Origin of the sequence: Actinophytocola sp. (assembly GCF_035762905.1) — a bacterium.
Taxonomy (GTDB): domain Bacteria; phylum Actinomycetota; class Actinomycetes; order Mycobacteriales; family Pseudonocardiaceae; genus DASYTH01.
In genome coordinates this window covers 35,857-62,787 of sequence record NZ_DASUCC010000061.1, presented here as the reverse complement: position 1 = coordinate 62,787, position 26,931 = coordinate 35,857, and the positions used below count along the sequence as shown (strand labels likewise).

The following is a 26,931-nucleotide window of genomic DNA, read 5'->3' as shown; positions in this document are numbered from 1 at the left end:
CGCAAGTTGCGCAATAGGATATGCCGGTGGTGGACCTTGACCTGACCGGCCGGGCCTTCGGCGGCTACCAGGTCGAGGACCTGCTCGGTCGGGGCGCGTTCGGCTGGGTGTACCGGGCGCGGCAACTGTCGCTCGACCGCCCGGTGGCGCTGAAGGTGCTGGATCCGGTGGTGGCCAGAAGCCCGGACGCCGCCCGCCGGTTCGACCGCGAGGGGCGCAGCGCGGCCGCGCTCGATCATCCGGCCATCGTCGACGTCTACCAATCCGGCGCGGTCGACGGTCTGCATTTCCTCGCGATGCGGATGATCGACGGCATCGGGCTGGACCGGGTGCTGGCCCATGGCCCGATGCCGCCACCGGACCTGCTCGCCGTGCTCGACCGGATCGGACCCGCACTGGACCACGCGCACGCCGCCGGGATCGTGCACCGCGACGTCAAACCGGCCAACATCCTGCTGGAGTGCGGAGATCCACGCCGGGCCTGGCTGGGTGACTTCGGCATCGCGGTGTCCGTGCGCGCGGCCGGCGACGTGACCGCCACGGCGCTGGGCACGGCGTTCTACATGGCGCCGGAGCAGGTCGACCCGGCCAGGACCGGACCGGCGGCCGACCAGTACTCGCTGGCCTGCGTGGCCTACGAGGCGCTGACCGGCCGGCGCCCGTTCCGTGGCGACGACCTCGTCGCGGTGCTGATGTCCCACCGGACCGACCCGGTCCCGCCGACCGGTACCGCCGCACTGGACGCCGTGCTGGGCAAGGCACTGGCCAAGACGCCCGACCGGCGCTATGCCACCGTGACCGCGTTCGTGGCCGCCCTGCACACCGCCCTGCGGCCGGCCGCAGCGCCCCGGTCGCCGGCCCGGACCCGCGTCCTCGCCGGCATCGCCTGCGCCGTGCTGCTCACCGCGGGCGGGATCACCACGGCCACACTGTTGTCCCGCCCGGACGGTTCGCCCGGCCCGCTCAGTTCGCCCGGCCCCGCGGCGACGGCGAACCCGGTCCCCCCGGCCGGCTGGCAACAGGTCCAGGGACCGGGCCCGGCCCGGTACTCGGTGCCGTCCAACTGGCAGCGCGACGCCACGTCCGGCCCGGTCAGCCGGTTCCAGTCCAACGGCGAGCAGGTACTGCTGGTCGGCAGCGACCGGCCCGGCACCCCGAACCCGGTCGAGGATCTGCGCCGGCTCTACGACTGCGAAACCGAGCCGCTCACGCTCCCACTCGCCGGCGGCCAAGCCGCCGCCTGCCCCACCAAGGGCAGACACGCCACGGTCGTCATCGTCGCCGGCACCGCGATCCGGTTCACCTTCACCGCCGCCGTCACCCCCACCACCCGCGACCAGATCCTGGCGAGCCTGACCGTCCCGGCGGACCAGGGATGACACCGGTGGCGCCCCCGGCCGGCCGGCGCGGGCGGGATTTCTCGGTATGGGGTGGCCAAATATCGGTAATGCCGCGCATGGATCCGGGACCGGCCGGCCGGCAGGATGTGCGGGAAGTCAGCGCGGCCGATAGCTGAGGGGGAGCGAGCATTCGGCGGCCCGGTACGAGCTTTTCCGACGGTTCCCTGCACTGTCGCTTACGCCATGCGTTGAGGAGCGGGGATGAGGTTCGGCATTCTTGGGCCGTTGGAGGTCTGGGATCGCGACCAACTGGTGGGTATCGGGGGGCCGCAGCAGCGGGCGCTGCTGGCCGTGCTGCTGCTCAACGCGAACTCTGTGGTGTCGGTCGAGCGGTTGATCGATCAGCTGTGGGGTGAGCGGCCGCCGGACTCGGCGCGGCACCTGCTGAAGGGGTGCATCGCGGGGTTGCGCAGGGCGCTGGGGGTGGCCCGCACGGACCGGCTGCTCACCCGGCCGCCCGGCTACCTGCTGGAGGTCCTGCCCGGCGAGCGCGACCTGGACCGGTTCGACGAGCTGGCCGGCACCGCGACGGTCCTGGCGGACCAACCGGCGCAGCGGGTGGCCATGCTGCGTGAGGCCCTGGCGTGCTGGCGCGGGCCGGCGCTGGACGGCCTTGACCTGGACGCGTGCCGGGCGGAGGCGGCCCGGCTCGAGGAACGCCGGCTCGCGGTGCTCGAGGAATGCATCGACCTGGATCTGCGGCTCGGGCGCTATCCGGCGCTGGTGGCCGAACTGCAGGTCCTGGTGCGCCAACACCCGTTGCGGGAACGGTTGTGGGCGCAGCTGATGCTCGCCCTGCACGGCGCCGACCGGCAGACCGACGCCCTCGCCGTGTACCAGCAGATCCGGCAGTCGCTGGTGGAGCAGCTCGGTGTCGAGCCGAACGTTCCGCTCCGGCAGGCGCACCACCTGGTCCTCGCCGGCGCACCCGCCGGTCCCGACACCACCTCGCGGCCGGTCGCACCCGCACGGACCGAGCGGCCGGTGCCCGCGCAGCTGCCGGCCGACGTCGCCGCCTTCACCGGCCGGGCAGGCGAACTGGCCGAGCTCACCCGGCGGCTCGATGCCGCCCCGCCCACGTCGACGGCGGTGCTGATCCACGCCGTGCTCGGCACCGCCGGGGTCGGCAAGACCGCACTGGCGGTCCGTTGGGCACACGCCGTTCGCGACCGGTTTCCGGACGGGCAGCTCTATGTGAACCTGCGCGGCTACGACGTGGGCGGCCGGCCGCTGACCGCCGGGACCGCGCTGGCCGGATTCCTGACCGCACTGGGGGTCGCCACCGCGGACGTGCCAGACGATCTGGACGCCCGCGCCGCCCGCTTCCGCACCGCGGTGACCAACCGGCGGATGCTGGTCGTTCTGGACAACGCGGTCTCGGTCGAACAGGTCATCCCGTTGCTGCCCGGCACATCGTCCTGCGTCGTCGTGGTGACCAGCCGGTCGGAGCTGGTCGGGCTGACGGCCCTGCACGGCGCGCAGCGACTCGAGCTCGAACCGCTCCCCGCCGGGGACGCGAACTCGTTGCTGCGCCGGCTCATCGGTGCGCGGGTCACCGACGAGCCGGTGGCAACGGCGGCGCTGATCGAACACTGTGCCCGGCTGCCGCTGGCATTGCGCGTGGCCGCCGCGCGGGCCACCGGCTCCACCGGTCGGCTCGCGGACCTCGTCACCGCCCTCGACGACCCGAGCTTGCGGCTGGAGCTGCTGACGGCGGGCAGCGATCCGCCGGCCGGCGTGCCGGCCGCGCTGTCCTGGTCGTATCGGCGGCTGCCGCCGCAGACGGCGCAGGTGTTCCGGCTGGCGGGCCGGCACCCCGGTCCCGATCTCGCCCCGGACGAACTGGCCGCGCGGCCCGGGACGTGCGTCTGCGCGATCCGCCGGCACCTTGATCTCCTTGCCGGCGAACACCTGGTCCAGCGCACCGCACCCGGCCGGTACGCCATGCACGGTCTGCTGCGGGCCTACGCCGCCGGCATCGGCGAGGCGCCCACCACCCGCCAACCGGCTGCCCACCGGCCGGTCACCTGCGAGCGGCAGTGTGAGGCCGAGCCGGAACAGCCACGCCGAATACCGCGGCGGTCACCCAGTCCTTGCACGATCACCTGCGGGTGATGCTGCCCAGAATCGCGCCGGTGTTGCTGTCGCCGACGGCGGCTGATCGCATCGCCCGGTGGTCGGCCGCGTTCCCGCCGGTGGCGTGCATGGTGGAGTGTCACCTCGGGATCGATGAGCCGCGGTCGGACTTCCGGCAGACCTGGCTGGAGTTCGACCTGCCCCGGCCGCACTCGGGCACCGCGCTGCCGGCACCCTCGTTTCGCCGACCTGGCTCCGGGCGCCGGCTCGGTGGCGCCGGCGCGCACGGCGCTCGCGATCCTGTGCGGCGGCCAGGTCGACCCGGCGCTGGTCGGCACGATTGCCAAGTGTGTCAACGAGCTGCCGCCGGGAGCGCGCTGGCTTTCGCTCGGGGTGATGCTCGGCCGGCCGGCCGGCGTCGACGGCTACACCGATCTGGTCACGCTCGCACTGGACGTGGGGACGTCGGTGCATCCGAGGCTGGGCATCGAGTACAACCTCGAGGCGCGCCGTTCTCCTTGGTGACGGTCGGGCGATGTCTTCCATGACGCCCGGAGATCACAGTGCGGCGCGCCGGTGGGCAGCGGGTTGGTGAGCGGTAGGCAGCGGAACTGAACCCGCCGGCGCTCGCGCTCGTGTGCATGGGTACCAGAGGTGGAAGGAGCCAAAGACATGACCACGACCCTGACCAGCACCACCCGGACCGACCGCCGGCTGACCGTTGGCGGCCGGATCATCGGCGCGGCACTGACCGGATGGTCGGCCGGGATTCACCTGTACCTGTGGTTCGACGGTTTCCGCGACATCGAGACGATCGGCACGATGTTCCTGCTCAACGCCATCGGCGGGTTCGTCCTCGCCCTCGTGCTGCTCGCCACCCCCGACCGGTTCCTCGCGGTCGCCTCCGCGCTCGGCGCGCTCTACGCGGCGAGCGTGCTCGGCGCGTTGATCCTGAGCCTCACCGTGGGCCTGTTCGGTTTCCGCGAGACCATCGACACCGAACAGGTGGTCACCACCCTGGTCGTCAACTCCGCCGCGGTGGTCGTGCTCGGCGCGCTGACCGCCATTCGGCTGCGCGAGCGGCGGCCACGCGGGTAGCTACGACGTGACCGAGGCGTCCGGCCTGGCCTGGGTGCTGCCCTGCCCGTCCTGCTCGTCCGGTACGTCGTGCCGTCGCCGCTCGATGCCCCGCATCCCCAGCAGGCACAGGCAGAGTGCGGCCACCACACCGGCGGCCGGGAGCCATGCGCCGAGCACGGCGAAGACCACGCCGAGGGCGAGCAAGCTGCCCGCGGCCCCGAGCAGCGCGCCGGCAACCAGCCAGTTCAACCGGATGCCGAGATCCCCCGGCCGGTCCGGATGCCGGTGCAGCACGATCCCCGCGACCGGCGAGCCGTCCAGGACGACCTGTTCGTAGGACTTCATGGCCACTCCCTGTGCAATTCATGTACTGCACAGTGTCTGGTCACCTGCTGGGTCGCCCGTAGAGTCGCGATACCCGGCTCGGTAGAGCCTTTGGCCCTATACGCGGCAACCGGGGTGAACGCATCGGCGTGTTCGCCGAGTTGCGGCCGCATCAGGTCGCGGGCCAGGTCCAGTGACCCGGTGGTGTGTTCGGCGAGCAGAACGGCGTCGTAGAGATCCTTGCCCTGCGGATAGCCGAACCAGGCCGCAACACCACACTGCCGTGCAGCACCAGGTCGTGCACCTCCGCCAGCGTTCCCGCGCCCGGGACGGTCAGCATGGGCTGGGACGGCGTCGCGCCGCGATCCAGCTCGATATGGCTGAACTTGACCCCACGCCGCGCCGCGAACGCCGCGAGCTCGGCCACCTCCCACTCGGAGCCGGTCAGATGCACCTCGAAATCACCAGACAGCATCCGCGGATCCTCGCACGCGCCGCTGCCGGCACCGGCGGTCAGCGCAGTGGTGCCCGCCAGGTCAGCCGGGTACCGGCGGCTCGGGGACCCGGGCCGATGCTCGCGGTCCCGCCGCACTCGCCGGCCCGGCGCTCGATGCCGAGCAGACCGCTGCGCGCGACCTCGGCCGGCAGCCCGACCCCGTCATCGACGACGTCCAGGATCATTCCGTCCGCGCTGACCTCGACCGTCACGATGATCTCGTGCGCCTGGGCGTGCCGGATCGCGTTGCTGACGCCCTCGCGCAGCACGGCGAGCGCGTGCTCGCCGAGCGGCGGCGGCACCAGGGTGTCCACCGCGCCGTTGATCCGGATCGTCGGGGACACCGCGGAATCGGTGGAGACCTCGTTGATGACGTCGAGCATCCGGCGGCGCAGGCTGACCCCGGAGGTGTCCGCGCCGGTGTTCAGGTCGAAGATCGAGGTGCGGATGTCGCGCATGGTGTTGTCCAGCTGCTCGATCGCCCGCACCACCCGCCGCCGGGCCTCGGCGTCGGCGATCCGCCGCACCCCGCCCTGCAGGCTCATCCCGGTGGCGAACAGCTGCTGGATGACATGGTCGTGCAGGTCTCCGGCGATCCGGTCCCGGTCGGCCAGCAGGTCGAGCTGACGCTGGGTGCGCTGCTTGTCGGCCAACTCGAGGGCCAGCGCGGTCTGGTCGGCGAACGAGGCAAGCACCGGCACCTGATCCGTGGCGAACTGGGCCGAACCCTTGTCCCGCAACGCCAGCAGCACGCCACCGACCCGGTCGGCCGCGCCGAGCGGCACCGCGAGCGCCGGGCCGAACTCGAGGTCCGCATCGCCAAGGCCGCTCGGCATGGCGTGGGCCAGATCGGCGATGAGCGCGGGAGTCCCGGCGGCCACCACCTCGGCGATGGCCGGCTCGGACACCGCGACCGTCGCGGCCAGCAGCCGGTCGGCGTGCTCCCCCGCCCCGGCACGGACCACCAGCCGGTCCGGCTGCCCGGCGTCCAGCAGCAGGATGAGCGCGCAGTCCGCACCGGACAGCGCCTGTACCCGGTCCACGATCAGCCGCAGCGCGTCCGCGCCGCTGGCCCCGCCGAGCAGGCTGGAGTTGATCTCGGCCGTGGCCTCCAGCCAGCGTTCCCGCGCCAGCACCCGTTCGAACAGCCGGGCGTTGTCCACGGCGATCCCGGCCGCGGTGGCCAGCGCCTGGAGCACCACCTCGTCGTCGGCGGTGAACCCGCCCCCACCCCGTTTCTCGGTGAGGTAGATGTTGCCGAACACCGCGTCGCGGACCATGATCGGCACCCCGAGGAAGGTGCGCATCGGCGGATGGTTGGGTGGGAAGCCCACCGAGGCCGGGTGTTGGGTCAGGTCGGGCAGCCGGATCGGCCGCGAGTGCTCGATCAGCTCACCCAGCAGGCCCTTGCCCTGCGGCAGATGCCCCATCTTCGCCCGCGTCTCGGCGTCGATGCCGGCATAGACGAACTGGCTCAGGCCGTGCTCGGCGCCGAGCACCCCCACCGCCCCGTACCGGGCGTCGACCAGCTCCACCGCGGTCTCGATGATCCGCCGCAGCGTGCCCTCCAACTCCAGACCCGAGCCCACCGCCAGCACCGAGTCCAGCAACCCCTGCATCCGGTCCCGCGTGTGCACGGCCTCGGCCAGCCGGTCCTGTACCTCACCCAGCAGTTCGTCCAACCGCAGCCCGGCCAGCGACACCCTGACCTGCGAAGGTGAGTCCTCGCCGTCCACCATGCCTTCCCGCCTTTCGCCGGGTTCACTGTGGCATGTGGCCTTACCCGGGCAAAGGATGTCCTGGTCAGTCGTCCCAGCGCAGTGCTAAGCCGGTCACCGGACGCAGCTCGACGGCGTTGACACCGGCGGCGGTGTGGGCCAGCGCGGTCACCACCGCCCGCTCGGCCCGGTCGGCGAACTCCCCGCCGATGACCACCGCGCCGCCGGTCACCTCGACCCGCCACCGCCTGCGGCTGCCGGCGTAGTCGTCGAGTAGGGCCCGCACGTCCGCGGCGACCACGTCGTCGTCGCGCAGCAGGGTGCGCAGCAGGTCCCGGCGGGCGACCACGCCGACCAGCAACCCCTCCTCCACCACCGGCAGGCAGCGCAGCCGCCCGGCCAGCATCCGCTCGGCCACCGTCACCATGTCGGTGCCCGGGCTGACCACCTCCACCGGACTGGTCATCGCGGTCGACACCGGGTCGTCGCGATGGTCGCCGCCGTCCCCGGCCCGCAGCGTGGCCCGCACGGCGTCGGACTCGCTGAAGATGCCGACCACCCGCCCACCCTCGTCGACCACCGGCAGGGCGGCGAAACCCTTGCCGGTCAGCCGGGTGACCGCCTCGCGCACGGTGTCGTCCGGACCGACGCTGATCACCGGACGGCTCATCAGATCCCGCGCCTTCGTCACGGTTCCTCCTCCGGGTCGGTGCTCCTGGGTCATCGGATCAGCTGGGAGATCGGCAGCCGGGGGCTGGGCGGCCCCGGCCGGGACGGGAAGCCGAACCGCAGCAGGGCCTGCGGGAAGCCGGGCAGCTCGAGTTGTTCGATCACGCCGGCCCGGGTCTCCGGGACCTGCAGGGGTTGGGTCAGGATCGACCCGGCAAGGCCGGCATCCGTTGCGGCCAGCCAGATCCGTTGCGCGGCCTGGCCGGCGCGCACGTGGTCGGCCGGGCCGTCGTCGGGGGTGTGCAGCAGCAGCAGGAACTCCCGGCTCAGCCGGTCGGCCAGCACGCTCGCATGGGGCACGCCAGTGCTGGAGCGCACCAGCCCGGCCCAGGGCAGCGTGTCGAAGGTCAGCCGAGGCCGGGGCAGACCGCCACCGGCCTGGTAGCCGCTGTGCACGTTCGTCCACACCAGCAGTTCCCGCTGGTAGTCCCGGTCCTGACGAAGCACCCGTCCGGCGTGCTCGAGCAGGGTGGCCAGCGCGGCGTTCTCCGCCGGCCCGTGGATCGGGTGTACCGCTACTCCGTCGGTTCCCCCTGCGGCGATCAGCTCAGGGCGCAGCCGGTCAGGGACCGGGTCCTGGAAGGGCATCCGATGGCTGCGCCGGGTCGGGATCGCCGCGTGCAGCGCACTGTCCAGATCGGACGGAGCGCGCGCCGCGGTGAGTGCCACCCGGGCCACCTCGTCCGGCCGGTCCCGGTCCGGGAACAACACGGGATGCGCGTCCCAGCCGAGCACCCGCACCGCGAGCAGCAGGTTGGTCAGCGCGGCACCACAGGAGATCAACCGGTCCCGGCCGGTCGCGTCCTGCCACGGCAGCGACAGCTCACCGCGCTCGAACAACGACACGACGCCGGCGCCGAACTCCAGCACCCACGGCTGGGTGTTGTGCACCGATGGCGCCCGTTTGACCGCGAACGCCACCGTCGCCACATCGCCGTGGGTCCACTCCCGCACGGTGCTGGGTGGTGTGGTCATCGCCGGTGCCTCCGTCCGATCAGTCCATCGGACCTGCTCGATCCCGCTGTCTTGATGGTGCCCGGACCGGGACCGGGCCGGGCAGTGTCGCAGGGCTCTCGCCGGGCGGGACCGAAGTCCCGTGCGGGCGGGCCCAAGACCGGGACCGGGCCGAAGGTCCCGGCCGGGCGGGACCTTCGGCGCTGGTGACTCGGGCCGGTCGCGGGTGCCTCACCGCACGAACAGGCGGAGCGGTTCGGACCCGCCGCGTGGTCGCCAGCCGGGCGGCGGGTCCTCGCCGGTCACCCCGTCCACCGCCTCGCGGAGCAGGTCGGCATGCCCGGTGTGCCGGCCGTACTCCTCGATCAGGTCGCAGACCAGCCGGCGCAGGCTGGCCTGCCGGCCGTCCGGCCAGGAGACCCGGGCGGGTTGGTCGAGCCCGCCGTCGGCCAGGGCCGCGGCCAGCCTGGCGCGGGAGCGTTGAACGGCGTCGTCCCACAGGTCGTACAGCTCTTCCGGGGTGTCCTGGGCCGCCGAGGTGAACGGCCAGTCCTCGTCGTCCCAGGCGGAGATGTCCCACGGCGCACCGAGCGGCTCCCCGCGCAGCTTGGTGGTGAAGATGTGGTCCTCGACAACGGCCAGATGCTTGAGCAGCCCGCCAAGCGTCAGCGACGAAGCCCCGATCCGGGTCCGCAGCCCGGCCGCGTCGAGGTCGTCGGCCTTCCAGCGCAACGTCATCCGTAGCCGCTCGAGCGCCCCGACGAGCTGCTCGACCTCGGTACCGGCCGGCGGCGGTTCCCATGGACAGTCACGATCACTCATGGGCGCCACCTTGGCTCATGCCGGTAGGTCGCCACCTGTGGGGGTTGCGCCGATCACCTCGTCGGGGTCGCGGCGCGGGCTTTCGGGGAGCGGGCCGGCCGATGCCGGCGCCCAGCCCACCCGAATCAGCAGCTGCGGCACGGCGGTCGCGTCCAGGATGTCGTCGCGGATCATGCGCCGGGTGTCGCCGACCTCAAGCGGTTGGGACAGTGGGCAGGTGGCCAACCCGAGGTCGGTGGCGGCCAGCAGCGCGGCGCTGGTGGCCTCACCGGCACGCAGCCGGCACAGCTGGCCGTCCCCCGAGGTGGCGATCACGACCAACGCGGCCTGCTCGTCGTAGCGCTTGCCCTCGGGCTCGACCAGGGTGCCGTGCCGGAACGCCCGCATCGGCGGCGCACCGGGGCCCGCCCGCCCCGAGCCGAGCGTGCTGGCGGCCAGGACACCGTCGCGGGCACTCCGGCCCCGGCCGCTCCAGATCGCCAACTCGACGGTGTAGTCGGGGTTGGCCTCCTGCACGACGGCGGCCTGGGCGATGGCACCGGAGAGCTGGAACCGGGCCACCGGGTCGCGGACCGGGACGGCGAAGGCCCCCTCGTAAGCGACGTGCACGCCGAGCACGTCGAGCAACTCGGCCGGCACCGGCCAGGAGGAGAACCGCCGTCGGTCGGTGCGGCGCCGGGCGATCGCGGCGGCCAGGGCGACGTCGCGGGCGGTCGGCTCGTGCGGGCGCGTCTCGATCGCGGCCAGGTGGGCCGGCTCGGCCGGGTTCGGAAGGCGGTGCACCTCGCTGGCCCAGCCGAGGGCGGCCAGCGCGATCCGCAGGTGGTGCAGCGCCGCCCCGCAACTGACCAGCAGATCCCGCCCGTCCGGGTCGGTGGCCGGTACCTGCCGGCCCCAGTCGGCATACAGCTGCACCGACCCCGCCCCGATCACCCACCGCCACGGTTGGGTGTTGTGCACCGAAGGAGCCCGGGTCGCCAAGGCGATCGCACCCCGCAGAGTCTGCCGATCCGGTTCCGTGCCGCGCATCCCGTCACCCCTTCCGTGCCGCCTCCCAGACTGCTCCACGTTCCGCGCGGCACCCAGGGACCAAGAGCACGGACCGCCCGGGTCACCGGTCCCTGATGTGGCGGTGTGCGGGCGGCCGGCACCGGTGACCCGCCGGCGTTTTCGCGCATCGGCGGGTCACCGGACCCGGCGCGGTCAGGACGGGCGGTTGGTGTCCGGGATCTCGATGCGGATCGGCCGGGCCTCGGACAGGAAGAGCAGGGCGGCCCTGCGCAGGAACTCGTCGAACAGCCAGTAGGCCTCCGGCGCCAGCGGGAACGGCAGCAGCCCTTCGCGCACCGCGATGAACGGGCCCCAGGCGGTCCGCAGCAGCGGGTCCCAGACCGGCTCCCGCGGGATCCGCAGCCAGCCGGCGATCTGGTCGCCGAGCATGAAGCGGGTGAACGCGCCGAGGATGGGCTTGCTGAGGATGCCGCCGTCGACCGAGCGGCCGAGGTTGAGCAGGATGTCGGCGAGGTTGATGCCCTGCGGGGTGGGCGCCAGGATCGGGGTCAGCACCTGTGCCGCCTGGGAGTTGGCCTCGGCCCACGACGCGGGGATGTACTCGTCCTGGATGCCGAGCATGTGCGCGCCGAGCTGCCACGAGTGCAGGAACGCCTGGGACTGGTCGGCGGGAATCGGCACCCGCCAGGCGACCAGCTTCTGCATGACGGTCGTGGGCAGGCTGTGCCAGGTGACCATCATGTCGGCCTGGCTGATCGGGATCTGCTCGTCGGCGGCCGCGTCCCAGTGCGGCGACTGCGGCAACAGGTGCCGCACCGCGGCGTGCACCAGCCGGGTCTTGACGCAGGTCACGATCATCTCGCCGTCGGGCGCGTAGGCGTTGCGGGTGCCGATGTCGTAGCCGAGCTTGGCGGTCTTGGAGATGCGGTCCCGCATGTCCGCGCCGCCCTGGGAGTAGTAGACCGCGCGCGCCTCCTTGGGGATGACCGTGCTCATCATCCCGCTGGCCAGCCCGTACAGCAGGCCGAGGTACAGGCCGCGCCGCTGGTTGAACTCGAACGCGGTGGCCAGCTTGCCGTGGTCGGCCCAGGCCGGCAGCTGCCGCGCATGCTCCATGAAGTCCCGCAGGTCGGCCGGCAGGTCCGCCGGCAGCGGCTGGTTGTTCCTGGTCCAGGTCCGCAGCGCCGCGTTGACCCTGGCCACCTCGCCCCGCTCGAGCACCCCGGCGACCACCGGGTCGGCCTCCGGGTCCCACACCCACCTCGGGTCGGTCTCGGTGCCCGCGCCGGCCACCGAGCCCTTGGCCGACCAGGTCCACGGCACCGCCTGCGCGGGCGTCGCGACGCTCAGCGCACCGAGCGCGCCGAGGGCCCCACCCACCTTCAACACGTTGCGCCTGCTGAGATTGTCCATGCCCTCGCTCCTCTACTCTGAGTAAAGCCAAGCGCACCTGATACAGGGAAACAGATCACGGATCTGTGTATCATCTCATCATGGGCGACGGTGGTGCGCACGGTCAAGGCGGTAACCGGAGGTGATCATGGATCCCGCGTTGTCGGCTCTCATGGCTCCCGGCGCGGAGTCGGTGCTGCAACGGGCGTACACGGACGCCATCGAAGGGGTCGACGACGCCGACGAGACCAGGGCGCGGATTCTCGACGCGGCGTACGCACAGTTCTGCCGGATGGGCATCCAGCGGTCCACTGTGGAGGATGTGGCGCGCCGGGCGGGGGTGTCCCGGATCACCGTCTACCGTCGGTTCACCAACAAGGACGTTCTCGTCGAGCACGTGGTGCGGCGCGAGTTCCGCCGGTACTTCGACCAGTTCCTGATCGACATCGAACGGGCCGAGACCGTCGCCGACCGCCTGGTGCTGGGGTTCGTCAGCTCGCTGCGCGCCATCCGGAACAACCCGCTGATCGGCGGGCTGATCGACATCGAGCCGGACCCGCTGGTGGCCGCCATGATCAGCGATGACGGGCGGACCCTGGCCACCGTGCGGCAGTTCGTCGCCGGCCAGCTCCGCCGGGAGCAGCACGCGGGCAACGTGTCCGCGGACCTCGACACCGATCTGGCGGCCGAGATGATGGTCCGGATCTCCGCCTCGTTTCTGGTGATCCCCAGCCACGTCGTGGACATCGACGATGACGAGCAACTGGCCGCCATGGCGCGGCGGTTCCTGGTGCCCATGCTGGAACCGGGTGACTGACCGCTGCTCACATGTTCCTGGCCCCCGCCCTGATGGCTTCCCGGATGCGGAAGTAGGTGCCGCACCGGCAGATGTTGCGCAGACCGTCGAGGTCGGCGTCGGTGATCTCCCGGCCTTCGGCGGCGACCCTGCGGACGAGTGCCACGGCGGCCATGATCTGGCCGGGTTGGCAGTAGCCGCACTGGGCCACGTCGTGGTCGAGCCAGGCCTGCTGCATGGGATGCAGGTTCGCACCGACCGTGGCCGGAAGTCCTTCGATGGTGGTGACCTCGTCGTCCGGCCGGAGATCGCCGACCGGGATCGCGCAGGGGCTGACCGCATCGCCGTTGAGGTGGCTGGTGCACGCCTTGCAGACGCTGATGCCACAGCCGTACTTGGGTCCGGTGATGCCGAGGATGTCGCGCAGCACCCACAGCAGCCGGACGTCGTCGGCGACGGTGACGGTGACCTGCTCACCGTTGACCCGGAAAGTGTGTTCGGGCACGGAGATCTCCTTGCTCAGTCGGCGTTGGCGCGGCCGTCGGTCGGAGACTGGGGAACGGGTGGGACGGTCGGCTTGGGTTCGAAGGACAGCGTGCCGTGGTTGATCGGGAACCTGGTGGGCATCGTCCCGGTCGCCCGGCCGTAGGCGCAGGCGACGGCGGCCATCGACGCGGCGACGCCCAGTTCCCCGGCACCGCCGGGGTTCTCGGACGTGCTGGGCATCAGGATGATCTGGAGGTCCAGCGGGATGTTCCACTGCCGGGTGTAGAAGTAGTTGTCCCAGCTGGCTTCCAGGAAGTGCCCGGCGCGCAGGTGCAGGCTGGAGGTCAGGGCCAGCGCGATGCCGTCGCAGATGCAGCCCATCAGCTGCGCCTCGAGGCCGCGCGGGTTGACGACCAGGCCGACGTCCACGCCGAAGACGACCTTGGTGACGCGGGGGCCGGTCACGCCGTCGCGGATGGGCCGGTCGACGGTCTGCGGCCGGCAGTCGATCTCGACCAGTGCGGCGCTGACCGCCTTGTACTCGGCGTGGAAGGCGATGCCCTGCGCGGTGCCGACCGGCATCGCCCGGCCCCAGCCGCCGGCCCGCGCGACCGTGTCGATGACGGCCCGGGAGCGGTCGTCGCGCAGGAAGTGGTGCCGGAACCGGTAGGGGTCGCTGCCCATCCGAACGGCTAGCTGATCGACGATCAGCTCGCGGGCACAGGTGACGTCCGGCGAGTAGACGTTGCGCATGCTGCCGGTGTTGAAACCCTTGTCGCTTTCGGCAAGCAGCCGGCTGGTGAGCCCGAAGTTGTACGACATCGTCTGGCTGAGCTGGAAGAACGTCTCGGAGAATCCGATGTCGCCCACCGGAAGCCGGGCGGCCATGGCGGTGATGACCTCGCCGAGGCCGTGGCCGAGGTCGGTGGCGACGCTGGTGTGCCGCTGGTGGTAGGACAGCACGGTGCCGCCGAGGTAGGCGGCGCGCACCCGGGAGATGGCCATCGGGTGGGTGCGGCCCTGGCGGGAGTCGTCGGCGCGGTGCCACATCAGCTTGACCGGCTTACCGACCTTTTTGGACACCTCGGCGGCTTCCAGTGCGGCGTCGAAGAACAGCTTGCGGCCGAAGGAACCACCGCCTTCGGTGACGTGCACGGTGACCCGGTCGGGCGGCAGCCCGAGCCGCGCGGCGATGGACTGTTTGGCGACGATCGGGGACTTCAGCGCCGACCAGATCTCCGCGCGGTCGGCCCGCACGTCGGCGATCGCGCAGTTGGGTTCCAGCGCGCTGTTGCCGCGGAAGTAGAAGGTGAACCTGGCTTCCACGCTCGGTGCTGGTGACGGGAGCCCGAGCGGCAGCTCCGCGCGCTCGAGCTCCCGAAGCACGGATTCGTCGGACTTGCCTTCCGCGGTGCCCGGCCGCCAGGAGACCCGCAGCGCGCGCACGCCGTCGATGCACTGGCCGAACGTCTCCGCGCGCACCGCCACCCCGGTGGAGATCACCACGACATCGGTGACGCCCGGCATGGCGCGCACCTCGGCGAGGTTGGCCACCGAGCCGACCTTGCCGTTGATGGTGGGCGGGCGGCACACCATCGTCGGTTTCGCGCCCGGGATGTCGAGGTCCATCGCGAACTTCTTGGCACCGGTGACCGCGGCCAGCGCGTCGATCCGGTTGTGCGGCCGGCCGATGACGGTGAAGTTCTCCCGGGGCGTCAGCGTCACCGGCACCCGTTCGGTGCGCGTGCTCGCCGCCTTCCCGGCGAGCGCTCCGATGTGGACACCGAGGCCGGCGCGGTCGGTGACCACGCCGGCCACGAGGGTCAGGTCGGCGACCGGCGAGCCGAGCACGGTGGCGGCGGCGTCCAGCAGCCGCCGCCGGGCGATCGCGGCGGCCACCCGGATCGGGATGTACGTCGCGATCGTCGTGTTCGACCCACCGGTGAGCTGGTTGAACAACAGCTCCGGGCGGGCGTCGGCCAGGGTGACCCGCACCCGGTCCACCGGCACGGCGAGTTCTTCGGCGATCAGCATGGCCGTCGAGGTGGTGATGCCCTGCCCCACCTCGGCCCGTGGCAACGCGAACGACACGGTGCCGTCCCGGTTGACCTCGACCGAGATCAGGCCCGAGGTCGGCAGCGCGGCCACGGTCATCAGGTCGTTGAGGTCCACGATGTCCGTGATGTCCTGCGGCTGCCGGGCGTCGGCCGCCTGCGCGAGGCCGAGCTCGGCGGCGGTCACCAGGGTCGGCGCGGCGACCACGTACCCGAGGAACCGCCGCCGCCCGATGTGTTCGGCGTCCTTCATGACAGCGGATCAGCTCGGCCGGTTGCCGGTCGGGATCACGATCTTGGTCTGCTGTCCCTTGGTGAGGTAGAAGAGGATGTACCGGCGCAGCGCCTCGTCGACGGTCCAGGCGATCTCGGGCACCAGGGGCAGGGGGATGAGCCCTTCCCGGAACCGCACCAGGATCGGCCACACGGTCCTGATCGTCCCCTCCCAGAACGGTTCGCGCCGGATCTGGTCCCAACCGGCCACCTGGTCGCCGACCAGGAACCGGGCCAGCGCGTTGCACAACGGCCGGCTGATGCTGCCCGGGCTGGTCTGTTCGGCGAGCTGGCCGAGCAGGATGTCGGTCAGCTCGACGCCTTCGCGGGTCGGGCCCATGTTCGGCGGCAGGACCTGGTCCGACTGGGCGTTGGCCGCGTCCCAGGTGGCCGGGATGTACTCGTCCCTGATGCCCAGCAGGTGCGCGGTCACCTGCCACACGTGCAGGTACGCATCGCGATCGGCGGTGGGCATCGGGACGTTCCACTCGAGCATCTTGCGCATCGCGTAGGTCGGCAGGGTGTGCCAGGTGACCAGCATGTCCTCCTGGCTGATCGGGACGTCCCCCTGCCAGTGCGGCGACCGCGGCAGCAGGTGCCGCACCGCCGCGTGCACCAGCCTGGTCTTCACGGAGTTGACCATGCAGGTGCCGTCCGGACGATAGGCGTTCAGCGCTCCGACGGCGAAACCCAGAATGCTCGTCTTCGCGACCCGGTCCTCCATGTCCGCGCCACCGGCCGAGTAGTAGACCGAGCGCGCCTCCTTCGGAATCGCGGTGCTCAGCATTCCCCCACCGACACCGTTGAGCAGGTTGAGGTACAACCCCCGGCGCATGTTGAACTCCGCCGCCCGTTCCAGCTTGGTCCGCTCGGCCCACGCCGGCAGCTGTCGGTTGCGCTCGATGAAGTCCCGCAGGTCCGCCGGCAGGCCGTCGGGCAGCGGCTGGTCGTTGCGGTTCCAGTTCCACAACAGGCGGTTGACCAGGGGCACCTCGCCGCGTTCGAACAGGGCCGCGGCGATCGGGTCGGCCTCCTCGTCCCACACCCACCGCGGGTTGGCACCCACGCCGGCCCGCGCGACGGAACCACTCGCCGGCCAGGTCCACTCCAGGGCCTGTGCCGGGGCCGCCACCCCCAGCACACCGAGCGCACCGAGGGATCCGCCGGACATCAACATCCTGCGCCTGCTCAGCTCCGCCATCGCCGACTCCTCCTCGAGCCCGTCACCTCGCTGATATTATGATACATACCACGTTACTGTGTATCATCACAAGCCGTGGCCGACGGAACACTCGGCCAACTCCGGCCTGACCAGTGGCATTGCACCGAGATCGAATGACCGAGCGCAGCGGCGGGCGGTTGGTGTTTACTCCAGCCGTACCTGGCCAGCCGGGTAGCCAACTGGGGTTCAGCTCGTCAACTCATCGCTCGTCCGCGCCGGCGGCCGGGTCGGACGATCATTCGCGGAGTGAAAGGAAATTCGTGATGCAACAGGGCAAACTGCGCCGGCTGTGGCTCGCCGCGGCCGCCGCGCTCATGCTGCCGATGATGGCCACCGTCGGCTCCGGCACCGCGCACGCGACTCCGGAACAGTGCGACCGGAAGAACGCGGTGTTCCCGGCATGGCACGAACCGGCCGGTGTCGAGGTGGAACACTGGGGTCGCAAGGCCCGGGTGATGAACGACAGCATCGGCGACGAGACCAGCCACGGCGCCTTCTTCCAGGGCCGGGAGAGCGGCGACCTGATCTGGGTCGACCGCAGCATCAACAGGATTCCCGCAAGCTATCCCAAGTACATCTCCACCGCGGACGTCCAGGCCAACGGCGGCTGGAAGCAGTGCGGGCCGTTCGGCACGTCGAGCGGCGAGACCGATCACGTGACGGCGGTCGACTACGCGATCCGGGTGTGCATCCGGCCGAGCGGCCGGGACAGCAAGTGCAGTGACTCCTGGGTGATCGACGAAAGGTAGCGGCGCCGCCGGCTGCCCGGCCCACCCGGCCGGGCAGCAAGCCCCGCGCGACCCTAGAGGTCGCGGATGTGGGTCAACGACCGCAGGTTCAGTTGCCGGCGAATGTTGTTGCTCTCCAAGGCATCCACGATGGTCGCGGTGCCCACCCAGGTCGCCCCGGTCTGCTGCACGATCTGCTGGGTCGCCAAGGCCTGGCTGCCGGTGTCGATCCAGTCGTCGACCAGGAGCACCCGGTCACCCGATTTCAACAGACTCCGCTTGATGCCCAGCCGAAGGTGGCGATCCCGATAGTCCGGGGGCGTCGTCTGGAGGATCCAGGCATCGCTTGCGGCCCCCCGTTCCGGGTTCTTGCGGACCTCGACGAACCCGACCCGCAGGTGCAGTGCGACCGCGCCGCCGACGATGAAACCGCGCGATTCCAGGCCGAGCACCACGGTCGGCGGTTCCGGGGCCAGGCCGGCGAGCAACGGGCCGATGTCCCGAAGGATCTCGGGCGACCGCCACCATCCGGTGACATCGGCATACTGCGACTTGTCGGTCTTGTCGCCGAGCCAGGCGAACGCCGACCGCAACCTGTCGACCGCCCGCCGCCTCGCCGCTCCGTCCATATCGGAAGCGTGCATGAGCCTGCCTGTCGGATCAACACGGGATCGGGTTCAGTTCTTGGGACGCTTGTTCGGATTTCCCCTTCTGCGTGCGTCGCCCTTCTCTCCGCCCTTGTCTCGCCCGGCGCGAGCCTCACCCTCTTCGTGTTTTCCTTTACTGGACTTGCCGGTGCTCTGCTTCTTTCTGCGGTGCGCACGCGTGATGACCGCGTCGGACTCGGTGAGGATCCGCAGCAGTGCGGCGAGCACCGAGCCGGCGCCGTCGAACGTTCGTTGCAATGCCTGTAACCGCTGGATGATCCGGTTGTTCGTCTCCCGGATGGCCGGCTCGGCCGCGTGCGCGGCCGCCGGACCGACCAGGCCCCGGGTGGCCACGGTCGCGATCAGCCACCGGATCAGCCGCTGGACCAGATCCACCAACAGGGCCCGAACGTGCGCCCGGACCAGGGCAACGGCTTCGGCCGCGAGCAGCACCAGGACGCCGATGCCCTTCGCGGCCAGCCCGCAGGCCCGGATGGCCGACGCCTGTTCGGTGGCGAAGGCGCGGTAGGCGTCGGCGGCCTCGCCGGTCCACGTTGTCGTGTCGGCGGCCGACGCACGAGCCCACTCGTGGCCGACGTCCTCCAACGTGGCCGACGCGTCCAGCCATGCCTCGGAACAGGCCCGGATCGCGTCCGGTTGACCGGCCAGGTGATCAAGCACGTCCTGCAGCGGGCGCAGGTGATCCACCAACCACCCGGCACCGTAGGACGCCAGGATCTCGATGACGTCGGAGTCGTCGTCCAACTCGCCGATGTCCCCGCCACCAGCCGTTTCGGGATCGACCCAGCTCCCGCTCATCGCCAGTTCCGCGACGGAGGAGGCCTCCTCCTCCAGGGTGGTCGTGGCCGACGGTGCCATCAGTCCCCGACCCCCTCGCCGCTGTCCTCGATGCCCTGCTCGTTGTCCTGGTCGGTCTCGGCGTACTCGGCCGCGGCGTCCCGGACGTCGGTCGCCGCCAACAGAAGTCCCTCCGTCGCGTTCGCGATCGACCGGCTGCCCGCGTCCTGCAGCTCGTTCAGCTTCGCTGCCAGCGGGGCACCGAGCCTGCCGTATGCGGCGTCGCCGAGTTGGGCCGCGCCGATCGCTTCGAGCGCCCCGGCCAGCTCCTCCGCCAGCGCGGCCAGGCGCTCCGCATGGCCGGTCAACTCCGCGACGTCCACCCCGAACGCGGTCATGAGTGGCCCCGCCGGTTGTCGTTGGCCGGGCGGAGAATCGGCTCATCGACCCAGACCTCGTGGTCGATCGCCCGCGGTGGACGGTGCCGGGGCGCGGGATCGGGCGCGGGCGCCACCCGCGGCGCCGGTGGCACCGCCGGGGCCGGCTGGGGCGGGGGATACGGCGCCGCGGCCGGACCACGCCGGGGTGGCTGGTCGCGCGGGGCGCGCTGCTCGGGCGGCGCTTCCCCGTACCGGGCCCGCAACTGTTGCCACACCGGGGCGGCGACCGGCGCGTCCGGACCGAGCGTGGCGTGCGCCGCCTGGCGGACCCGCTCGGCGAGCCGGCCCTGCGCGCGAGCGACAACCGCCATGATCCGTCCGCCGATCTCCTGTGGACGCAACGAACCGACCCGCCCGCCGGTGGCGATGTCCAGCACCGCCCCGGTCGCGTCCACGGTCACCCTGATCGCCCCGTCCGAGGACGACTCCACCACGCGGATGGTCGCGATCTCCGCATGTAATCGCTGCAAGCGGTCGGCACCCCGGGCCAACTGGGCCCCCCAGTCCGCAAGATCGACAGCAGCTCCGCCCGGCCCGTCCATAAGCTCCCCAATGGCCTAAGAGATCGACACCACAGCAGACGCCGGCCGGAGTCGCGCCGTTCCCCGACTTTCCAGAAAGTTTGCCCGCCCGGTGTTACTGGACAGTGGCCGACCGGTGGCCGCCGGCGTGTGAGTCTGCCGATCAGGACGGGCTCCCGGGTGGAGCCTCTGGGCGGAAGGACGAGCCATGACTTTTTCCCGGTGGCGGCGATGGCTTGCCACGATGCTGTGTGTGGGACTGGCGCTGGCCGTGGTGCCCGTGGTGCCGGTCGGCGCGCAGGAGCGGGCGACGCGGGATCAGATCGCTGCCGAGGATCTGGCGCGCTGGGTGAATCCGTATGTCGGGACCAAGAAGGGGTGTTGCACCGGTCTGACGTATCCGGGTGCGGTCGCTCCGTTCGGCATGGTGCAGTGGAGTCCGGACACGGTGCTGCCCCAGGTCGGCGGCTACAACTACAACGACAACCGGATCAAGGGCTTCAGCCTCACCCACCTGTCCGGCGCGGGCTGCACGATCTACCAGGACGTGCCGTTCATCCCGTTCGCCGGTGCCGTCACGACCTCGCCGGTCACCGACCCCAACCGGTACGTCTCGACGTTCGACCGGGCCAACGAGCAGGCCAGCGCCGGAAACTACGCCGTGCGGTTCGACTCCGGGGTGTCGGTCCGGCTCACCGCGACCCAGCGCACCGGTGCCGCCGAACTGAGCTTCCCGGCCGGGTCACCGGCCGCGCTGCTGGTGAACACCGCCGGCTCGGTCAACGGGGTCTCCGACGCGTCGGTGACCATCGGCCCCGACTCGATCAGCGGCTGGGCGGTGAGCGGCGGGTTCTGCGGCTACCCGCACAACTACCGGGTGTACTTCCATGCCACGTTCGACCGGCCGTTCGCCGCGACGGGCACCTGGCAGGGCGACACCGTCTCCGGCGGAGCGCGGACCGCCACCGGCCCCCGGTCGGGCGGCTACGTGATGTTCGAGCCGGGCCAGACCGTGACCGTCCGAGTGGGACTGTCCTATGTGTCCGTCGACGGGGCGGCCCGGAACCTGGCCGGTGAGAGCGGTGCCCGCACCTTCGCCGAGCTGTCGGCCGGTGCCCGGGCGGCGTGGAACGCCCGGCTCAACCAGGTGGCGACCCGGGGCGGCACGGACGGCGAACGCACCACCTTCTACACCGCGCTCTACCACAGCCTGTTGCACCCCAACGTGTTCTCCGACGTCGATGGCCGCTACCCCGGCTTCGACAACCAGATCCACACGACCGATCCCGGGCACACCCAGTACACCAACATCTCCGGCTGGGACGTCTACCGCTCGGAGACCGCGCTGCTCGCCCTGCTGGCCCCGGCCGAGACCTCCGACATGGTCCGGTCGATGATCTCCTCCGCCGAGCAGCTCGGCTACTGGGACCGCTGGAGCGTGGCGAACTCCTCGACGAACGTGATGGTCGGCGACCCGTACCACGCCATGGTCGGCAGCGCCGTCGCCTTCGGCGCCAAGGACTTCGACCTGAAGAAGACGTTGGCGCTGATGGTGCGCGGCGCCACCCAGCCGTCGCCGGAACGGCCCGGCCTCACCGAGTTCCAGCGCCACGGGTACGTGTCCAACGGCGCGCTGGGCGTGTGGGGCGCCGGTGCCACCACGCTCGAGTACGCCAGCGCGGACTTCGCCATCGCCGACCTGGCCAGGCGGACCGGCGACACCGCGACCTGGACGGCGTTCAGCGCCCGGTCCCAGTCCTGGCAGAACGTGTTCAACCCGGCCACCGGATATCTGCAGCCGCGCAACGCCGACGGCTCGTTCCGGGCGCCGTTCGACCCGACCAACGGCGAGGGCTGGGTCGAGGGCAACGCGACGCAGTACAGCTGGATGGTGCCGCACAACGCCCGGGCCCTGATCGACGCGATGGGCGGCAACGCGACCGTGGTGCCTCGGCTGGACGAGTTCTTCGCCAAGCTCAACGCGGGTCCGGAGGCACCGCACGCGTGGCTGGGCAACGAGCCGGTCATGCACACGCCCTGGCTGTACAACTACGCCGGCGCACCGCAGCGCACGCAGCAGACCACCAGGAAGGCCATGACCGAGCTGTTCACCCCCAACCCGGACGGCCTGGCCGGCAACGACGACCTCGGCCAGATGTCGTCCTGGTACGTGTGGGCGGCGCTGGGCATGTACCCGGTGACCCCGGGCCGCGCCGAGCTCGTCGTGAACGGCCCGCTGTTCACCGAGGCGGTGATCACCCGCCCGACCGGCGTCCAGATCACCATCAGGGCAACGGGTGCCGGCACCGGCGCGCCGTACGTGCTCGGCATGAAGCTGGGCGGGGCGGCCACCACCCGCACCTGGCTGCCGGAGTCGCTGGTGGAGCGGGGCGGCCTGGTCGAGTACCGGATGTCGAGGACGCCGGCCCCGTGGGGTCAGGGCGCGGGTGACGCGCCGCCGTCGTTCCGCACCGGAGAGGCCGCGCAGCGCGGTTTCGTGCGGCCCGGCCGCAACGTGGTGCCGGCGGGCACCGCGGCCGTCGCCGAGATCGGCGTGCGGGACCTCACCGGTCCGGGTGGCGCGGTCAACTGGACCGCGGTCGCGCCGGCCGGAGTGACGGTCGAGCCGCAGTCGGGCCGGCTGGACCCGGCCCGCGGCACGCCGACCCAGCCGGTGACGGTCCGGGTCGCGCCGGGCACCCCGGCCGGGACCTACCGCATCCCGGTGACGTTCACCGCCGCGGACGGCAAGGCGTTGCCGCCCAACGCGATTCAGGTACTCGCCGACCAGCCGGGCGGGCTGCGCGAGGCGTTGTCGAACGTGGGCGTCGGTCCCGACGACAACCAGTCGGTGGCCGGGTTCGACCCGCTGTTCAGCTACTCGGCCGACGCGCTCGCGGCGGCCGGGGTGACCCCGGGGTCGACGGTGCCGGTGGACGGGCTCGCGCACCGGTGGCCCCAGGTCAAGGTGGGCGAGCCGGACAACGTGGTGGCCAAGGGCCAGACGATCGTCCTGCCCGCGGTCCCCGGCGCGACCCGCCTGGCCCTGCTGGGCAGTGCGACCGGTGGCGCGGCGCGCGGCACGCTGCGGATCACCTACACCGACGGCACCACCCAACTCGCCGACGTCGGGCTGTCGGACTGGTCGCTGTCCGGCGGCGTGCAGTTCGGGAACACGGTCGCGGTGACCACGCCGTACCGGAACTCGCTGTACGGGGTCAGCATTCCCGCGCCGGTGCACGTGCTGGCCACGGCACCCGTCGCGCTCGCGGCCGGCAAGCAGGTCCGCAGCGTGACCCTGCCGGGTGCGGTCACGGGCGGGGCGATGCACGTGTTCGCGGTCACGACCGGATGATCGGTGGTTCGGGCGGCGCGGCCGGAACTCCGCCGCGCCGCTCCCCCACCGGATCGGGTCAGACCACCGGTTCCTCGTCCTCGCCGGAGCCGATCTGGTCGTCCAGCCGCCACTTGAGCTGGAACTCGATCTCCTCCTCGCCGTCGCCGCGCTCGTGCTCGACGGAGAACTGCGCCCGAGCCGGCACCCGGATGCGCTCACCCGCGATCTGGATCCGGAAGGCGGTCTCCGACTCAAGCGCGTCGGCAAGCCGCCGCAGCTTCGCCACCACCGCTTCCGTGGAGTAGAACCGCTCGATGTCTCGTTCTGCTTTGGACACAGGACCTCCAGTCAGTCGCGGGCGGGGCGGGTGGTGGTGCGCAGGGTTTCCTGGGCGACGAGCACGCCGCCGACGAAGGCTACGGGCATGACGATGATGGCGGCGAACGGGATGGCGCTCAGCAGGGTCGTGGGTGTGCCGAGGCCGACGGCAAGGGCACGTCGGGTGCTCAGCAGTTCCCGGCGTTGCTTGAGGTTGCGGCCCCGGCGGTAGAACGAGACCGCGACCAGTTCCAGGGCGAGGAACCACGCGGTGACCAGGACCAGCAGGACCGGTACGACGGTCTGGCCGAGCACCGGGATGAATCCGGCGAGCAGCAACGGGATGGTGAACATCAAGGACCGCAGGACCAGGAGCAGCCCGTCGCGCAGGCCCCAGCCAAGCAGCCGCCACCAGGGCAGTTGGGCCTCGCTGGGGGCGGCGCCGAGGTCGTCCTCCACCTTCTCGGCGATGTGTTCGTAGAAGGGACCGCCGATGGCCACGGTCAGCGCGGTGAAGCTGATCAAAGCGATGGCCAGCACGCCACCGAACAGGGCGACGCCGACGGCGCCGCGAACCGTTGTCCGCCAGCCCGGCGACCAGCCGTCGGCGAACGGCGTGGCCAGCGCCGCCAACTCGTCGATCCAGTACACCAGTGCGATCATCCCGCCGAGCAGCAGCAGCGCGGTCAGCAGGGCGGGTGCCACGCCGATCAGCAGCAGGCGCGGGGAGCGCACCAGCAGGCCCGCACCTCGTCCGAACAGTCGAATGCCGGTCACGAAATCACGCACGGACTACTTCTACCAGTGCGCGATGCGTCAGCCCGTCAGCCTGCGGGCGTGGCGGAATTTCGCGTGGCTAGGGCGGCGGTATAGGGACGGCCGGGAGCATCGCGGTGACGCGCATCCCGACCTACCAGAGGTGATCACCGTGGACGTGCCGGAGGACGGGGTGAGTCGGGCCGCGCTGGTGCGGGAGGTGGCCAGGATCGTCGGTGTGGAGCCGGGAGCGATCTCCGGGCGGGAGGACCTCGTGCGGCTCGGCGTCGGGTCGGTGGACCTGATGAGACTGGTCAACGCCTTGCGGATGCGGGGATTGCCGGTGACGTTCGCCGAACTGGCCGCGGAGCCGACGATCGACGGCTGGTGTGGACGGCTCCGGACGCTGGCCCGGACCCACCCCTACTGGCGCGCGGCAAGCTGACCGTCGGTCGTCGCGCACGCACCCTTGGCGAGTTGATGAAGGGTTACGGGGTAATGGTCGGCGGGGCCAAGACTGTGAGCACGTTACCGCTGGAAATGGGCGGTCCGATCTCGCGGAGGTGGTAAATGCTTGGACGTCCCGATCGGCGCGGGAAGGCGGTCGCGTCCGCACTGGTGCTCAGTCTTCTGGTGCTGATCCCAGCGGAAGCGAACGCGCGATTACCCGAAATGAGCGCCGCCAAACAGCTGAGCATGGTGCGGCTCAACCAGATTCAGGTGGTCGGCTCGCACAACAGCTTCCACCTCGAGGTGACGCCGGAGGAGAAGGTGATCCGCCAGGCGGCGTCGCCGGAGACCGAGATGGAGCTGGAGTACACCGCATCCAAGATCACCGAGCAGCTCGGGTCGCAGAAGGTGCGCCAGCTCGAGTTCGACGTGTACGCCGACCCGAACGGCGGCCTGTACGCCAACCCGCTGCTGCGCCAACTGGCCGGCCTCGGGCCGTACGAGCAGGCCATGCAGCTTCCCGGGACGAAGGTGCTGCACGCCCAGGACATCGACTACTACACCCGGTGCCTCACGCTGATCGCGTGCCTGCGCGAGGTGAAGGCCTGGTCGGACCGCAACCCGTGGCACATCACGATCGCCATCATGCTCGAGTTCTCCGACGAGCCGCTGACCCGGCCCGGCGACCCCAACCCGGTCCCGGGCACCGTCATCCCGCTGGAGTGGACCCGGAGCCGGATGCTGGCCCTTGAGCAGGAGATCCTCAGCGTGTTCCCGCGCAATCGGCTGGTGACCCCGGACAGTGTGCGCCGGCCCGGCATGACGCTCGAGAAGTCGCTGCAGACCTACGGCTGGCCGCTGGTCGACCAGACCCGCGGCAAGATCCTGCTCATGATGGACCAGGGCGGCAAGTACCGCGACGCCTACATCCAGGGAAACCCGAGCCTGGAAGGACGGCTGCTGTTCACCAACAGCTTCCCGGGTCAGCCGGACGCGGCGTTCATGAAGCGGTACACCTGGGACGCCGGTGGCGTCGCGGAGATCACCAACCTGGTCCGCAGCGGGTACATGGTGCGCACCAGGGCGGACGCGAACACCGTGCAGGCCAGGAACAACGACACCACCGACCGGGACATCGCGTTCGCGACCGGAGCACAGTGGGTGAGCACCGACTACCCGGCTCCCGGTATGGCCGCCCGATTCGGCAGTCTCTACTACGTCGCCATTCCCGGCGGAACGATCGCCCGCTGCAACCCACTCACCTCGAGGCCGGGTTGTGACAGCAGGCTACTCGAACCGATCCGGAAGACGTCGTGACAACCCGGTAGTTCTCTCCCCCACCGGCGGCGCCGGTCTCCCCACCAGGAGACCGGCGCCTTCCACGCATGTGTGTTCTTTCCGGGCAAGGGTGTTCGGAGCCATGGAGAGTTCTACTGTGGACAGACAGACGTGCACCCGGCCGCCCGTTGGCTGTGGGCAGCCGGGTGCGCGCCTGGTCGAGAACTCAGGCGGCCGCCCGCGCGGACCGGGGGTCGGGCGGGTCGAGCAGGGCCAGCAGCACCTCGCCGTCGGCCCGACCGCTTTCCCCGTCCCAGAATCGGCACGTGGTGTCGATGAGCAGGATCGGCCGGCGCACCGTGCTCTCGGTGAACGAGGCGAGGGCGACCTCACCGAAGAACGCCGACGAGTCGACCGGCGACCGGAACGCGCTGTTCAGCCGCACCACGTGCAGGTCCGGCACCTGGCCGGCCCAGTAGTCACCGGTGGCCCAGCCTTCGAGCTCGGGTACCGACCGCTCCTTGATGGAACTGGCGATCAGGAAGCGAACGAGCTGCTCGTAGCAGATGCCGAACTCCGCCCCACCGAGCATTCCGGTGTCCACAGTAGACCTCTCCTGGATCCGGAACTCGCCCCGCCCGACCGCCATCCCGTTGCGCGTGGTCACCGTGGCCCAGGTCAGGTAGTGGTACGGATCCCGGTACGGGCGCAGGACTTTGGCCAGCAGTTGCCGATCGTCGTCGACTTGCGACCGCGCCGCGGTGTCGGTCAGCCGCAGGATGGATCCGGTCATTTCCCCAGCCTCTCTGGAGCATGTCGCTGGAT

General features: G+C 71.2%; 27 protein-coding genes. 9 read left to right on the top strand and 18 right to left on the bottom strand.

Features of this window, described 5'->3' with window-relative positions; genetic code table 11:
- Positions 1-26 precede the first annotated feature (26 nt).
- From VFV67_RS11355 to VFV67_RS11340, 4 genes are all read left to right on the top strand, one after another.
- Positions 27-1,379 (top strand): serine/threonine-protein kinase, encoded by a 1,353-nt coding sequence (locus VFV67_RS11355; RefSeq protein WP_326469431.1) that lies wholly within the window; start codon positions 27-29, stop codon positions 1,377-1,379.
- Between the two features lie 222 nt (positions 1,380-1,601).
- Positions 1,602-3,515 (top strand): AfsR/SARP family transcriptional regulator, encoded by a 1,914-nt coding sequence (locus tag VFV67_RS11350; protein WP_326469430.1) that lies wholly within the window; start codon positions 1,602-1,604, stop codon positions 3,513-3,515.
- Positions 3,516-3,746: 231 nt separating this feature from the next.
- A complete protein-coding gene (locus VFV67_RS11345; RefSeq protein ID WP_326469429.1) occupies positions 3,747-4,001 on the top strand; it encodes a hypothetical protein in 255 nt (84 codons plus the stop codon).
- Between the two features lie 147 nt (positions 4,002-4,148).
- Positions 4,149-4,574, top strand: a complete 426-nt coding sequence (locus VFV67_RS11340) for a hypothetical protein (RefSeq protein ID WP_326469428.1) — start codon at positions 4,149-4,151, stop codon at positions 4,572-4,574.
- On the opposite strand, the gene VFV67_RS11335 is transcribed toward VFV67_RS11340, so the two are convergent.
- The 8 genes from VFV67_RS11335 to VFV67_RS11300 form a co-directional block, all read right to left on the bottom strand.
- Positions 4,575-4,901: a hypothetical protein gene (locus tag VFV67_RS11335; RefSeq protein ID WP_326469427.1), complete on the bottom strand. Its 327-nt coding sequence runs from the start codon at positions 4,899-4,901 to the stop codon at positions 4,575-4,577.
- A gap of 151 nt (positions 4,902-5,052) precedes the next feature.
- Positions 5,053-5,355 carry a hypothetical protein gene (locus VFV67_RS11330; protein ID WP_326469426.1) on the bottom strand — a complete coding sequence of 101 codons (303 nt, stop codon included), beginning with the start codon at positions 5,353-5,355 and terminating at the stop codon, positions 5,053-5,055.
- Between the two features lie 38 nt (positions 5,356-5,393).
- Entirely contained in the window at positions 5,394-7,115 is a 1,722-nt protein-coding gene (locus VFV67_RS11325) for a GAF domain-containing sensor histidine kinase (RefSeq protein ID WP_326469425.1), read from the bottom strand.
- A gap of 64 nt (positions 7,116-7,179) precedes the next feature.
- Entirely contained in the window at positions 7,180-7,785 is a 606-nt protein-coding gene (locus VFV67_RS11320) for a CBS domain-containing protein (protein ID WP_326469423.1), read from the bottom strand.
- A 29-nt stretch (positions 7,786-7,814) separates the two neighbouring features.
- Positions 7,815-8,798, bottom strand: coding sequence for an Acg family FMN-binding oxidoreductase (locus VFV67_RS11315; RefSeq protein WP_326469422.1), 984 nt, complete (start codon positions 8,796-8,798; stop codon positions 7,815-7,817).
- A 210-nt stretch (positions 8,799-9,008) separates the two neighbouring features.
- Positions 9,009-9,599: a DUF664 domain-containing protein gene (locus tag VFV67_RS11310; protein WP_326469421.1), complete on the bottom strand. Its 591-nt coding sequence runs from the start codon at positions 9,597-9,599 to the stop codon at positions 9,009-9,011.
- 15 nt (positions 9,600-9,614) lie between these two features.
- The gene (locus VFV67_RS11305) at positions 9,615-10,628 is read right to left on the bottom strand and encodes an Acg family FMN-binding oxidoreductase (RefSeq protein ID WP_326469420.1); all 1,014 of its coding nucleotides are present in this window, start codon (positions 10,626-10,628) and stop codon (positions 9,615-9,617) included.
- 174 nt (positions 10,629-10,802) lie between these two features.
- Positions 10,803-12,023 (bottom strand): oxygenase MpaB family protein, encoded by a 1,221-nt coding sequence (locus tag VFV67_RS11300; protein ID WP_326469419.1) that lies wholly within the window; start codon positions 12,021-12,023, stop codon positions 10,803-10,805.
- 127 nt (positions 12,024-12,150) lie between these two features.
- On the opposite strand from VFV67_RS11300, the gene VFV67_RS11295 reads away from it, so the two are divergent.
- The gene (locus VFV67_RS11295; protein WP_326469418.1) at positions 12,151-12,819 is read left to right on the top strand and encodes a helix-turn-helix domain-containing protein; all 669 of its coding nucleotides are present in this window, start codon (positions 12,151-12,153) and stop codon (positions 12,817-12,819) included.
- Between the two features lie 7 nt (positions 12,820-12,826).
- Here VFV67_RS11295 and VFV67_RS11290 read toward each other — a convergent pair whose 3' ends face one another.
- The 3 genes from VFV67_RS11290 to VFV67_RS11280 are packed head-to-tail and all read right to left on the bottom strand — an operon-like array spanning position 12,827 to position 16,812.
- A complete protein-coding gene (locus tag VFV67_RS11290) occupies positions 12,827-13,303 on the bottom strand; it encodes a (2Fe-2S)-binding protein (RefSeq protein ID WP_326469417.1) in 477 nt (158 codons plus the stop codon).
- 14 nt (positions 13,304-13,317) lie between these two features.
- Positions 13,318-15,591, bottom strand: coding sequence for a molybdopterin cofactor-binding domain-containing protein (locus VFV67_RS11285; RefSeq protein WP_326469415.1), 2,274 nt, complete (start codon positions 15,589-15,591; stop codon positions 13,318-13,320).
- Between the two features lie 9 nt (positions 15,592-15,600).
- Positions 15,601-16,812, bottom strand: a complete 1,212-nt coding sequence (locus tag VFV67_RS11280; RefSeq protein ID WP_326469414.1) for an oxygenase MpaB family protein — start codon at positions 16,810-16,812, stop codon at positions 15,601-15,603.
- A gap of 284 nt (positions 16,813-17,096) precedes the next feature.
- On the opposite strand from VFV67_RS11280, the gene VFV67_RS11275 reads away from it, so the two are divergent.
- On the top strand, positions 17,097-17,582 hold the full coding sequence (locus VFV67_RS11275) for a hypothetical protein (RefSeq protein ID WP_326469412.1): 486 nt from the start codon (positions 17,097-17,099) through the stop codon (positions 17,580-17,582).
- 53 nt (positions 17,583-17,635) lie between these two features.
- On the opposite strand, the gene VFV67_RS11270 is transcribed toward VFV67_RS11275, so the two are convergent.
- From VFV67_RS11270 to VFV67_RS11255, 4 genes are read right to left on the bottom strand one after another with little or no spacing between them, the layout of a single operon-like run.
- Complete coding sequence (locus VFV67_RS11270; protein WP_326469410.1) at positions 17,636-18,190, bottom strand: phosphoribosyltransferase family protein; 555 nt, start codon at positions 18,188-18,190, stop codon at positions 17,636-17,638.
- 48 nt (positions 18,191-18,238) lie between these two features.
- Positions 18,239-19,087, bottom strand: coding sequence for a hypothetical protein (locus VFV67_RS11265; protein ID WP_326469408.1), 849 nt, complete (start codon positions 19,085-19,087; stop codon positions 18,239-18,241).
- On the bottom strand, positions 19,087-19,404 hold the full coding sequence (locus VFV67_RS11260) for a type VII secretion target (protein ID WP_326469406.1): 318 nt from the start codon (positions 19,402-19,404) through the stop codon (positions 19,087-19,089). Before VFV67_RS11260 ends, VFV67_RS11265 begins: the two co-directional genes overlap by 1 nt.
- Positions 19,401-19,916: a YbaB/EbfC family nucleoid-associated protein gene (locus tag VFV67_RS11255; RefSeq protein ID WP_326469405.1), complete on the bottom strand. Its 516-nt coding sequence runs from the start codon at positions 19,914-19,916 to the stop codon at positions 19,401-19,403. The genes VFV67_RS11260 and VFV67_RS11255 overlap by 4 nt, the downstream gene beginning before the upstream one ends.
- Before the next feature lie 259 nt (positions 19,917-20,175).
- Here VFV67_RS11255 and VFV67_RS11250 point away from each other — a divergent pair, with 259 nt between their 5' ends.
- On the top strand, positions 20,176-23,322 hold the full coding sequence (locus tag VFV67_RS11250) for a GH92 family glycosyl hydrolase (RefSeq protein WP_326469403.1): 3,147 nt from the start codon (positions 20,176-20,178) through the stop codon (positions 23,320-23,322).
- A gap of 58 nt (positions 23,323-23,380) precedes the next feature.
- Here VFV67_RS11250 and VFV67_RS11245 read toward each other — a convergent pair whose 3' ends face one another.
- Positions 23,381-23,641, bottom strand: coding sequence for an amphi-Trp domain-containing protein (locus tag VFV67_RS11245; RefSeq protein ID WP_326469402.1), 261 nt, complete (start codon positions 23,639-23,641; stop codon positions 23,381-23,383).
- An 11-nt stretch (positions 23,642-23,652) separates the two neighbouring features.
- On the bottom strand, positions 23,653-24,411 hold the full coding sequence (locus VFV67_RS11240) for an EI24 domain-containing protein (protein ID WP_326469401.1): 759 nt from the start codon (positions 24,409-24,411) through the stop codon (positions 23,653-23,655).
- Positions 24,412-24,550: 139 nt separating this feature from the next.
- Here VFV67_RS11240 and VFV67_RS11235 point away from each other — a divergent pair, with 139 nt between their 5' ends.
- Together VFV67_RS11235 and VFV67_RS11230 are read left to right on the top strand one after the other, a co-directional pair.
- Positions 24,551-24,823 carry a phosphopantetheine-binding protein gene (locus VFV67_RS11235; RefSeq protein ID WP_326469400.1) on the top strand — a complete coding sequence of 91 codons (273 nt, stop codon included), beginning with the start codon at positions 24,551-24,553 and terminating at the stop codon, positions 24,821-24,823.
- 227 nt (positions 24,824-25,050) lie between these two features.
- A complete protein-coding gene (locus tag VFV67_RS11230) occupies positions 25,051-26,145 on the top strand; it encodes a phosphatidylinositol-specific phospholipase C1-like protein (protein ID WP_326469398.1) in 1,095 nt (364 codons plus the stop codon).
- A 187-nt stretch (positions 26,146-26,332) separates the two neighbouring features.
- Here the strand turns inward: VFV67_RS11230 and VFV67_RS11225 are convergent, their stop codons facing one another.
- Positions 26,333-26,899, bottom strand: a complete 567-nt coding sequence (locus tag VFV67_RS11225) for an FcoT family thioesterase (RefSeq protein WP_326469396.1) — start codon at positions 26,897-26,899, stop codon at positions 26,333-26,335.
- Positions 26,900-26,931 lie beyond the last annotated feature (32 nt).